The sequence below is a fragment of the Methanobrevibacter thaueri genome (genome assembly GCF_015062915.1).
Classification (GTDB): Archaea; Methanobacteriota; Methanobacteria; order Methanobacteriales; family Methanobacteriaceae; genus Methanocatella; species Methanocatella thaueri_B.
In genome coordinates this window covers 252,900-265,535 of record NZ_SUTJ01000001.1, presented here as the reverse complement: position 1 = coordinate 265,535, position 12,636 = coordinate 252,900, and the positions used below count along the sequence as shown (strand labels likewise).

Below are 12,636 nucleotides of genomic sequence, written 5' to 3'. Positions count from 1 at the left end.
AATTTAGCTAAATGAGGAATCAAATTCATGAAAAACAAGGCTTTGGTAATTTTCACGATTTTATTTGTCACTTTATTCACATTGGCAACGGTTGCCGCAAGTGATGTGAATGATACAAATGCAGTCAGTGAAGTTACAGACGATATTACACAAGATGTTGACATTTTAAGGGCAACAGACACAGAGATTGATGAAAACGATAGTATTTTAAACGCTGCTGACGGCGACACATTAAGTGCCGATGAAGGCAGCTTTGGAGATTTGCAGGATTTAATTGACGGTGCTGAAGAGGGTTCTACCATTTATTTGGATAAGGATTATGCCTATAAGGACACTGATACCGTTGAATTTTCTAAAAGCATTACAATTGATGGAAGAGGCCATTATCTTGATGGACAAGGTGAAGACCGTATTTTTGATATAGAATTAGGTAAGCAAAAACATGTGTTCTTGAATAACATTACTTTTAAAAATGGTGATGTCACCTGGACCAGCGGGGGTGCAATAAGATGTGTAAGTGAACAAGGGAATGAAGCTTCATTAGATATTGTTGATTGTACTTTTGACAATAACCATGCTGATGACGGTGGTGCAATATATGTTGAATATGTTAGAACAAATATACTAAATTGCAGATTCACCAATAATTCCGCCGATGACCATGGTGGCGCTATAGAATTTGATGTACGAGAGTCAACCATCAGAAATTGTCATTTTGAAGATAATAAAGCCAAAGACTATGGGGGAGCCATTTATTTCACAGAACATGATGGTGATCCACGGGAGAGATATTCAAGAAGCAATGTAGTTAGGGATTCGACTTTTATCAGTAATCAGGGAGACTATGGCGGAGCAATTTACACAAATGGTTGTCATAATGAAATGATAAACTGTTATTTTTATAAAAATCATGCCAATACTGATGGAGGTGCAATCTATGCATATGCAGGTGTTAACGGTAATGATGGGGTATTTCAATGTGTTTTTCTAGAAAACAGCGCTGAAGATGATGGAGGTGCAATTTACGCCAGGGAATATTACCCAAGAATAAGGTATTCAGTTTTCGATAAGAACACCGCCGAGGTGGGAAAAGATGCTTATATGAAGTATTCCCTTTGCTCATGGGATTATCCTTATAAAGAAACCGATAATCAAGATACATTTGCCAGTTGTATATTTTTTGCAAGGGATTCCATTTATACCTCATTTTATGCCTTAGGTTTCACTGAATGCTGGTTCCCAAATGGACACGACATTAAACAAGATAAAGAATGGCGGAAAATTTATATAAATAATGAAATGAACTTAAAACTTGAATATGTTAAGAATGTAGATTTTCCATATGTTATAACAGGACATTTCACATACGTTCAAACATTATCGTTGTGGTACAATTTCTTTCCAAGAGAGTTCACTATTGAAACAACAACAGGTACCTTAAATACAGACAAGATAAGCTTTGACCTAAACAAACATTCTTTTGAATATACTCCCGATGATTCAATTCAAAATGGGGAAATAACTTTCAAGTTTATGAGTTATGAATATGTTTTTAAATTTGATCAAATATCTCCTGTTTCATTTACTGCGCTTCAATCAAATGTTGCTCAGGCAACAGAATCATTAACCTTGGAGAATGATTTTTCATATAGTGCAGCCGTAGATTCACAAATTGGCAGTGAAGGAATTTTAATTGATAAAAGTCTGACAATAAACGGTAATGGACACACAATAAATGGAAATAACCGTACAGCATTCAAAATAAATAATCCTTCCGCTAACATTACATTCAATAACATTACATTTGTCAACTGTAACATCCCGATAAACGCCATAAATGCTCAGAAAATCACATTTAACAATTGTACATTTGAAGATAACAGTGAAAATATCATTATCGGCTGCAATTGTGAATTCAATGGCTGCCAATTCATTGACAATATCGCAAACAACACTTCAATCCTAAACATTTTGGGAATTTGTGTTTTAAATGATTGCTACTTCCTGGACAATATCGCAAACAACACTTCAATCCTAAACGTTGCAGGCGTTTGCGTTTTAAATAATGCCAAATTTGTCAATAACGTTGGTGGCGAAAGCTTAATTCTTTTGAATTCAACTTCAAATGTGGAAATCAACGGTTCAATTTTTATTCAAAACGATGCTGACAAAATCATTCATGCCAAAAAGACTTTGAATAAACTGAATGTTACAAACAATATTATTATCAATTCCAAATCAGAATATGAAATTTATGCCGAAAGCCAACCCCATGAATGCTACTTGGATTACAACTGGTTAGGAAATACTGCAGACAATTTCAACAGTCCATATAAGGTCAATCTTGATGCCAATACTTGGTATTTCTTAAACATGACACTTATGCATGACTATGCAAATGTTTCCCTAAACAACGTATATGACAATGTCAATAAAAGAGTCATTAGGAATGGTGGATACACTTTACCAGAATTAAGTATTGGTTTATATTTTGTCAACATGTCAGGCAGTCTGGGAAGCATTAATTTCGGTGATGATGGTGAAATCCAAATCAATGTTTATATGCTTTCCAAACCGGCATTTTTAACAGCAAGTTATGAAAACGTTAATTACACAGTTAATTTCACTCAAAAAGGAGAGTTTGACTTGCTGAATGATTTAATATATGCTACTGCTGACAATTCCATTATTGTCCTTGACAGGGATTATACCTTCACAGAAGGCATTGACAGCGTCGGCGGAATTACCATAAGGGCTACAAATATAACCATTGACGGTAACGGACACTCCATAAACGCCCTCGGCAAATCATTAATATTTACAGTATCCAGTGAAAGAGTAACATTGAAAAATCTCATTCTTGTAAATGGAGGCAATGAAGATGTGGGTGGATACGACGGTCCTGTTGTCTGGAACGGACATGATGGTGTGGTCGACAACTGTACCTTTGAAAACAACACCGGGGCTCTAAACGGAGCAATAACATGGGTTGGACAAAATGGAGTAATAAAAGATTCACTATTTAAAGGTAATGTCGCAGGAGATGGAGGTGCTTTATTCCTCCAAGGCAAAAACATGACAGTTACAAACACAACATTCACCAATAACCGTGCAGGTTCAGGTGGAGCAATATATGTTCATGCCACTGAGGCTACAGTAGAAAACTGTACCTTTAGATACAATACCGCTACTGGAGATGGTGGAGCAGTCTACTGGGATAAAAAGAACGGCAGAATTTCTGATTGTGAATTTTCAAACAACAATGCCGGCAGTGAAGGTGGTGCAATCTTCTGGAATGCTGCAAATGGTGTTGTAGCCAGCAGTAAATTTACATTAAATAATGCGCCAGATGGTGGAGCAGTCTACTGGAATTCACAGGAAGGCAAATTATCTGATTGTGAATTTGCAAACAACACTGCAACCAATGGTGGAGCGGCCTACTGGAATGCAAATTACGGAACTGTAAATTCAAGCTCCTTTGAAGACAACACTGCAACCAATGGTGGTGCAATCTTCTGGCATTATGATTATGGTAAGGTGATAAACTCCACATTCATCAAAAACACTGCAACCAATGACGGTGGAGCAATTTACTTCAATGAAAGGGGACCTTTCCTTGATAATGAACAGGAATCTGTTGAATATTCAACCTTTTCAGAAAACAGTGCCGTAAATAACGGAGGAGCAATATATCTCGCCGCAAAAGAAAGCACAATTGGAAACTCCGAATTTTCACAAAATCATGCGAAAAATGGAGGGGCAATACATGTAACTGCAGAGAAAAGCAGTATTGGCAACTCCACATTCATCAAAAACCAAGCGGAAAATGGTGGAGCACTTTATGCAAGTTTTGATGACGGAACAATATCACAACTTGTATTCATAAACAATACAGCATCAGATAAAGGAAGTGCAATATACACAGATGAAGAAACCACTCCGGTTAACTACTGTATTTTCATAAATAATGGAGGAAGCAGCATATATTATGAAGACACTTCCTTGTTTGGGTCTGAATTAAATGTAGATTACAATTGGTTTGGAAACAATATTACCAACTATAATGTTGCACCTTCAGTTTCAGAGGATGTTGTATGCAATTACTGGTATTTCATGGACATGTCAATGGCTGACGGCATTGCAAATATCAAGTTAAACAACATATATGATAAGGAAAATTCCAGAATACTCACTGGACAATCTTACGGATTACCTCTAATAAATCTGACATTAACAAATGAAAACCTGGATGTTGCAGACAACACAACACTTAACGCAAACGGAGAATCTCAAGTGGCATACATCCCTAAGGCAACTCAAACATCCCTCACAGCCCATTATGATGCAGCGCAAATCACTGTGAACAAAAATTATCTGGAGAGCACTGTGACAATTGGAGATAAGGATGAATTCACCTATGGAAACGTTTCAATCGAATTCAGCGTGGAAAATCCAACAACAATTGAAATTATAATCATAAATGAGGATAATGAAACAGTATTCAACACAACAACTGATGAAAGAATAGTTAACCCTGATTTAGCTGTAGGAACATACACAATAACAATAACAAACATTGGAATTGATCATGTTCTTCAAAGCAATGCCACAAAAACATTCACAGTTAACAAATTAACTCCAAAAATAAGTGTTGTTGCAAATGACGTAACATATCCTGGAGATTTAATAGTGAATATTACTAGTGATGTAACTGGAAGATACGCTGTTAAAGTTGGAGATCAACAAAAGGAGATTGATTTAATTGCTAATGTTGTAGGAAATGTTACATTTACCGGTTTATCCGCAAATGAATATATCATTAATGTAACCTATGCTGAAACAGAAAACTACACAAGTGCAACAAACAATACCGTCAAAGTAAACATCCTAAAAGCAACACCAACAATTAGGGTTAGTGCTGAAAGTGTAATTTATCCTGGAGAGTTGCTTGTAAATGTTGTTGGTGATGTTGACGGTAAATACTCTGTTAAAGTTGGAGATCAACAAAAGGAGATTGATTTAATTGCTAATGTTGTAGGAAATGTTACATTTACCGGTTTATCCGCAAATGAATATATCATTAATGTAACCTATGCTGAAACAGAAAACTACACAAGTGCAACAAACAATACCGTCAAAGTAAACATCCTAAAAGCAACACCAACAATTAGGGTTAGTGCTGAAAGTGTAATTTATCCTGGAGAGTTGCTTGTAAATGTTGTTGGTGATGTTGACGGTAAATACTCTGTTAAAGTTGGAGATCAACAAAAGGAGATTGATTTAATTGCTAATGTTGTAGGAAATGTTACATTTACCGGTTTATCCGTAAATGAATATATCATTAATGTAACCTATGCTGAAACAGAAAACCACACTGGTGCAATAAATGACACAGTCGAAGTAAGTGTTTTAAAAGCAACACCAACAATAACAGTAAACGCAGAAAATACAACATATCCTAACGATGTCATAGTTACCATCAACACTAATGCTGAAGGTAAATACAATATAACTGTTGGAAACCAAACCAAAGAGGAAACATTGACTGTAGGCACAAATACAATAACATTTACAGGCGTTAAAGTTGGAAACTATACAATAACCGTAAAATACGGTGAAACAGAAAACTACACTTCAGCAATGAATGACACTGTCAAAGTTAGTGTGCTTAAAAATGAAGCTTTCGAACCTGAAATAAGTGCAATAAACACTGCAAACGAAACCGTTATAACATTCACTTTCCCTGAAGATGCTACAGGAAACGTTACAGTCATTGTTGACGGCAAACAATACAACGCAACAGTAGAAAACGGTAAGGCAGTCATAACCATGCTGCTGATACCTCTGGACAGTACTGTGGACTTTGAATATAGTGGTGATGAAAACTATCCTGCGAAATCCAAGGAAACAGGTATTGCTAATGTCACAGCAATCATAAAAGCAACTGACATGACCAGAGGATACAACAGCGGAGTGGACTACCAAGTAACAGTCGTTGACGGAAACGGAAACCCAATGGCTAAAAAACAGGTCACATTCATCATAAACGGTAACAAATACAATGCCACAACCAATGATGAAGGTATTGCTGTTCTAAACATCAAATTGGCAATTGGAACATATGAAGTGACCACTGTAAACCCATTAAACAATAACAATGTCACTAAAACCGTTAAAATCACTACCAGAATCACCGGAAACAAAAATGTGGACACATACTATGCCAAAAACTATGCATACAAGCTCCTCATAATAGGAGACAACGGTCAGGCTGCAGGATCAAATGTTGCAGTTAAAGTGACAGTAAATGGCAAAGTGCAAACACTGAAAACTGATAAAAACGGTTACATTACCTTGAAATTCACAAAAGCATATCTTCCAAAGACATACACAGTAACTGCCGAATACAAAGGAATTAAAGTAACAAACAAAGTAAAGGTAAAACAGATTTTAACTCTCAAAAAGGTCAAAGTCAAAAAATCCGTCAAAAAACTTACTTTAAAAGCTACTTTAAAAGAAGGCAAAAAAGCACTCAAAAACAAAAAAGTGACCTTCAAATTCAAAGGCAAAAAATACAAGGCGAAAACCAATAAAAAAGGTATAGCAAAAGTAACCATCAAAAAGTCAGTGCTCAAAAAACTCAAAGTAGGTAAAAAGGTTAAATACCAAGCAACTTATGGTAAGATCACCAAGAAAGTAACTGTTAAAGTTAAAAAGTAATTGCTTCGTGCAGTTACTTACTTTTTTCTTTTTTCAACAATCAACACAACTATCATAATTCTTAATTTGACACTTAATTTTTGTACTAGTTCACAGCTTTCAATGTCATTTTATTAATCCTCTTTTTTAGTAAATTATTAGGCCTTCGCGGTTCAAGTTAATTCCACAACTTCATGTAGATGAAGTTCCAGAATTATTGTCGGAAATTGTTATATACATATGATTGACACAGATTATACTGAAAAGATACTGATGAGAACATTTGGGCTTATTGTATTATAAAAGGACACTATAAGTTTCGTTAAATTGATAGTTTTAATAATAACTTTAATAAAAAGAGAGATATTTGGTGTTTAAAGTGACTAGTTTCAAACACCAGAATTAAGGAAAATTATATATTGGCAGATATTTTTTTTAATTTTCCAACGACTTGTTATTCGAGATTAAGTAATACTATATTGGTAGAAAAGTATTACAAATTCGACTTTTTTGGTATGTCTTAACCATAAGACTTGCATTAAATTAGTAAATTGTGAAAAACCTAATTCAACACATTTCTAATTTTGGAGAGTATTAGTTTTGACTAATAATGAGAGTGTTTTAGGTAAACCTAAATTTCTTCTCTACTTAATAGTTTGGTGGCATAGTATATAAAGCTTTCTATTTTTTTAGGTATACCTAAAAAATTGGTGATGGTTTTTTAGGTTAAAATTATTTTCTCTTTTCCAAATCTTCAGCTACCTTTTTGGCCACATATTCTCCTGAAAGCAGCATTCCGCCAAAGATTGGTCCCATACGCTGTGATCCGTGAACTGCATTTGCAGCCATTCCTGTAACATACAATCCAGGATAAACCTCGTTTACATTGTCAAGAATCTTACCTTCGGCACGGTCAGCCCACATGGACTTTTCACCCATGATCTTACCGGTTTTTGTGTTCAATGGTGCTTCCATCTTGTCCTGCACAATCTTGATGATTTCGAGAGGGTGGCCTGTCGCATCAATAACTGCCTTGGATCTGATAGTAAGTGGGTCTATATGTAGACCACTCATTTCAACTGAACTCCAGTTGAGCACCACTCCGTTTATTCCATTTTCACGTACCATTAAATCCTCAATTGACATGAGATTAAACACTTTAAGACCAGCTTGAGTGGCTTTAGATGTAAGTGTTGAAGTGCACTCTATGGAGTCTGCGGTATAGTAGTTATCTTGATATTTCTTGTAGTTGATTCCGAACTCATCAAGGATTCTGCAGCCCTCTTCCTGGACAACAACCTTGTTGAACATCATTCCTCCTCCCCACATTCCACCACCTATGGAGAGTTTCCTTTCAAACAATGCCACTTTATAGCCCATTTTTGCAAGGTAATAACCTGCAGTGATTCCGGATGGACCTCCGCCTCCGATTGCAACGTCAATGTCTGTGTAGTCCAGAAAGTCGTTCATGAATTCTTCAATGATTGCTCTTGATACAATAATGTCATCTAATTTTTCCACATTATCACCAATTTTATCTTTTTATAAAATTTAATATATATTTTTTGTTAATCTGTTCAATCTACATTGAACTAAACTTATAAATATGTCAATAAACAGATATTATCATTGGTTTAGAAAAAAATAGTTTACATCTGTTTTTATAGATTTTTTTGTGATCACTTATGTTTAAAGATAAACTCTACGGAATTATAGTGTGCCTTATCATTGCAATTCCAGCACTAATTGCGGGAAACATGTTCCCCATAATAGGTGGACCAATCATTGCAATAATTTTAGGCATGATAATAGCAGTATTTTGGAAAAGAAGAGAAAACTTTGACGAGGGAATAAGTTTCACCTCAAAATATGTCCTGCAGGCAGCGGTTGTGCTTCTTGGATTTGGCTTGAATCTCAATGTGATTCTGGCTACAGGAATTCAATCCCTTCCGATAATTATCGGCACTATTGCAACCGCTTTGATAGTTGCATATGTAATGAAAAGAATACTCAATATGGAGAAAAATTCAGCAATACTAATCGGTGTGGGTTCATCAATATGTGGCGGATCAGCTATTGCGGCAACAGCTCCGGTAATCAATGCAAATGATGAGGAAGTTGCACAGTCAATATCAGTAATATTCTTCTTCAATGTTTTAGCAGCAATCATATTCCCAATGCTTGGAAAAATGCTTGGATTTTCAACAGTCAGCGGAGATCCGTTCGGAATATTTGCAGGAACCGCAATAAACGACACTTCATCAGTAACTGCAGCTGCAGCAACATGGGACAACATGTGGGGTCTTGGAAGCCAGACACTTGACAAGGCCGCAACCGTAAAGCTAACCCGTACATTAGCAATAATTCCAATAACATTAGCATTATCATTAATCACACAAAGACAGAATAACTTCAACGGTGAAAAATTCAGTCTGAAAAGAGCATTGCCACTGTTTGTGGTGTTATTTGTAGTTGCATCAATAATAACAACAATATGTGTCGGTTTCGGTGTAGATGCTAACCTGTTCATGCCTCTTAAGGAACTGAGCAAATTCTTCATTATCATGGCAATGGCAGCAATCGGACTCAACACAGACATTGTGAAACTTGTAAAATCCGGTGGAAAACCTATAACATTAGGTTTCACATGTTGGATAGCAATAACCGTCGTAAGTTTGCTATTGCAAAAATTCTTAGGAATTTGGTAAAAAAAGAGTTTAAAGGGAAACTCAAGGAGTTTCCTTAAATTAATTTTTGAATTTCTTCACGAACAACCTTATTGACCAGACTACCGTCAGCCTTTCCCTTAAGTTGTTTCATGCACATTCCCATCAAAGGACCCATAGCACCCATTTGACGTTCCTTAACCATTCCCTCATTGTTAGCCACAATTTCAGAAATGATGCTTACAACATCATCCTCACTGAGCATTGTCAAGTTGTTTTTCTCAGCGATTTCAGAGATGTCCATATCAGGAACCTTGATGGTTTCAACAGCTAACTTACGAACACTGTCCTTAGCAATCTTGCCGTCAGCCAATAAAGTGAAAATGCCTTTGAAGTGATCAAGTGTTAAAACGTTAATGTCATGGCCTTCCCTTTTGATTTCCCTTAAATCATATGCGAGAAGTGAAGCGACAGGTGTTGCATCAACATCGACATCAGCCAAAATGGCCTCGAACATGTCCGCCTCTTGCCTTTTGACCAATTGGGTTGCTAAGTCCTCACTTAACTTGTACTCTTCAATGATTCTGGCCTGTTTAACATCAGGCAATTCAGGTAAATTGTTAGCTATTGGTTCAATTCTATCATTGGTAATCTTGAATAGTGGAATGTCTGTTTCAAGGTACATCCTGTTTGCGGTAGGAAGTGGTCTCATGTATTCTGTGTTACCGTCATCAAGAGCTTTTCTTGTCTCTTCAACAACACCTTCAAGACCTAAAACAGCTCTTCTTTTAACTTCTTCCAATGCGGAAACTGCAATGTCCTCATCGTGAGCCACAATGATGAATGCATCCTCTTCACCAATGTCTAGGAAGTCATTGACCTTGTCAACTTCTTCTTGGGTTATTCCGTAAGCAGGCAATTCGTCGGAGTGGAATATTCCTGAAACTCCACGTTTTTTAGCATAACTTGCGATTTCAGTACCGAATCTTCTACCAGGTTGAACTTCACGGCCGATTTGTCCATCAAAACCTTTAAGCACAACTGCCTTGATTGTTTCAGCTGATTTCAATATTTTTGATTCTGTATCAGTGAATAACTCATCAAGATCATGAATCTCTTCAAGCACTTCAGCGTTTCTTTCTTCGAGCTGTTTTTTGATGTCAATCAATTCCAATTGCCTTTGAACTTCACGGTTAACGATTTCAGCCATTAAATCCAAGTCCTGAACCCCTTTGATTTCCACACGTGCACCTTCTGCAATGGAAATGTTCAGGTCCTGTCTGATTGTACCTAATCCTCTTTTAACGTTGGTACTTCTCAATATTTGACCAAGCATGTATGCGACTTCCCTTACCTGATCTGGGTGGTGCATTGAAGGGTCTGTTGTGATTTCAGCTAAAGGAATACCTAACCTGTCCAGTCTGAACTCGGTAAATCCGTCCTTGGTTTCAACTCTTCTTGCTGCATCCTCCTCAAGGCCAAGGCTTTCAATGATTACTTTGCCGTAAGGGGTGTCAAGGTAACCGTCGGTTGCAACCATACCGGTTCTTTGGAAACCACCAGTGTTACTTCCATCAATAACCTGTTTACGCATTGTATGGAATTCATCAACAATGTGCATGTTCATAAGGCATGCGATGGTAATACAAATATCCAATGCTTCTTCGTTTAAGCTGTGAGGTGGTTCATCATCGTTTTCAACAAGACAAGTGTGTTTTTCAAAGTTCTCATACTTGAAATTCAATCCTCTTAGGGATTCCTGTAATGCTGCACGGTCAATTTCACCAAGCTCTGATTGTGTTGGTCTTAATTTTCTTTGAACAAGTTCTGTGAACTCATCGTCAACAAGCTCTGTTTTACATGGGCAGAACAATTTGTGTTGACTGTTCAATTGTTGGTGAATTTCAAGTCCCATTTTCAATCCTAATTTTTCATAATCAAAATCCATGCTATCACCCTAGTTTAAGAAATCCTTGATTGAGGATTTTTCTGAAAATTCACCTGCAATATTGGTTTGCATAATCTCTTTAACTTCACTGTAATCGTCACTTTGACCTAATGCCCAGCATAACTTGACATAAGTGGTTTCAGGAGTCATGTCACGACCGGAGATTACTCCTGCATCCAAGATGTTACGTCCGGTTGAGTAAACGTTCATGTTGACTCTGCCGTAAAGGCACTGGGATGTCATGATGACTGGAATGTTTTCATCTTGAGCTCTTCTGAATGAGTCAATAAGGTCATTTGGAACATGTCCAAGACCGGTTCCTTCAATGACAAGACCTTTGTATCCCTTATCAATATGATATTCAATAAACTCTTCAGATATTCCAGGGAAGCTTTTGATGAATCCTACCTTGTCTTCAATGGAGGTGTTCAATTCAAGTTCATTAGCTCCACGTTTGGTATAATTGTAATCAGGATTAATGTTAACTTTCTTATTTTCGATTTTAGCTATTGGCTGAGCGTTGATGCTTCTGAAAGTGTCCCTTCTTGAAGTGTGCATTTTCCTTACCTTGGTTCCCTTGTGAAGGTAATTGTACTTGTCATTAAGGCTTCCATGCATACAGACGCTGACCTCTGCAATGTCTGATTTTGCAGCAATAACTGAATCGATTAAATTGATGTTTGCGTCACTTGAAGGCCTGTCGGAACTTCTCTGTGCACCGGTAACCACAATAGGAACTGGTGTTTTTAACATGAAGCTCAATGCGGCTGAAGTGTAGTGCATTGTATCAGTACCATGAGCTATTACAACACCATCCGCACCGTCGGAAATGTCGTTAGCTATTTCTTCTGCCGCTTTTACCCAGTATTCAGGTTTCATATCTTCACTTAAGATATTGTATAATGCCTTAACGTTGTAGTTTGCATAATCCAACAGTTCAGGGTTGGCTTTAACAAGATCTGATGCGGTAAATTTAGGGTGAACCGCTCCTGTACGATAATCAATAACAGAGGATACTGTTCCACCGGTGGATATGATGGAAATGTTCTGTTTGGATTCGTCATGAGGAATTTCAGTTTCATCATAACCGATTTTAGGCTTGTCACCCTTTTCAATGAGTTCTGCAGTAGTGCCTTCAATGGCCACACCTATGTTGTATCCGCTTGAGAGCTTGATGACCAGATATCCGTCATCCGCATCTTCCGGCCTGTCAAGTAGGATACCCTTATAGGAGATGTCTTCCTTATTGACCTTAACGGTATCTCCTATACTTAAACCGTAATTTTCTATATATTTTTCAGCATTTTCTTTATATGTCATTAA

Annotated in this window: 5 protein-coding genes; 2 read left to right on the top strand and 3 right to left on the bottom strand. The window is 37.0% G+C overall.

The features are described 5' to 3' along the window. Nucleotides 1-27: 27 nt before the first annotated feature. A complete protein-coding gene (locus tag E7Z78_RS01335; protein ID WP_303723375.1) occupies nt 28-6,720 on the top strand; it encodes a right-handed parallel beta-helix repeat-containing protein in 6,693 nt (2,230 codons plus the stop codon). A gap of 711 nt (nt 6,721-7,431) precedes the next feature. Here the strand turns inward: E7Z78_RS01335 and E7Z78_RS01330 are convergent. Then, nucleotides 7,432-8,220 (bottom strand): sulfide-dependent adenosine diphosphate thiazole synthase, encoded by a 789-nt coding sequence (locus E7Z78_RS01330; protein WP_303723374.1) that lies wholly within the window; start codon nt 8,218-8,220, stop codon nt 7,432-7,434. A gap of 164 nt (nt 8,221-8,384) precedes the next feature. On the opposite strand from E7Z78_RS01330, the gene E7Z78_RS01325 reads away from it, so the two are divergent. Continuing rightward, complete coding sequence (locus E7Z78_RS01325; protein WP_303723373.1) at nt 8,385-9,407, top strand: YeiH family protein; 1,023 nt, start codon at nt 8,385-8,387, stop codon at nt 9,405-9,407. Between the two features lie 34 nt (nt 9,408-9,441). Here the strand turns inward: E7Z78_RS01325 and gatE are convergent, their stop codons facing one another. Both gatE and gatD read right to left on the bottom strand, forming a co-directional pair. Continuing rightward, complete coding sequence (gene gatE, locus E7Z78_RS01320) at nt 9,442-11,313, bottom strand: Glu-tRNA(Gln) amidotransferase subunit GatE (RefSeq protein WP_303723372.1); 1,872 nt, start codon at nt 11,311-11,313, stop codon at nt 9,442-9,444. Nucleotides 11,314-11,322: 9 nt separating this feature from the next. Continuing rightward, nucleotides 11,323-12,633: a Glu-tRNA(Gln) amidotransferase subunit GatD gene (gene gatD, locus E7Z78_RS01315; RefSeq protein WP_303723371.1), complete on the bottom strand. Its 1,311-nt coding sequence runs from the start codon at nt 12,631-12,633 to the stop codon at nt 11,323-11,325. Nucleotides 12,634-12,636 lie beyond the last annotated feature (3 nt).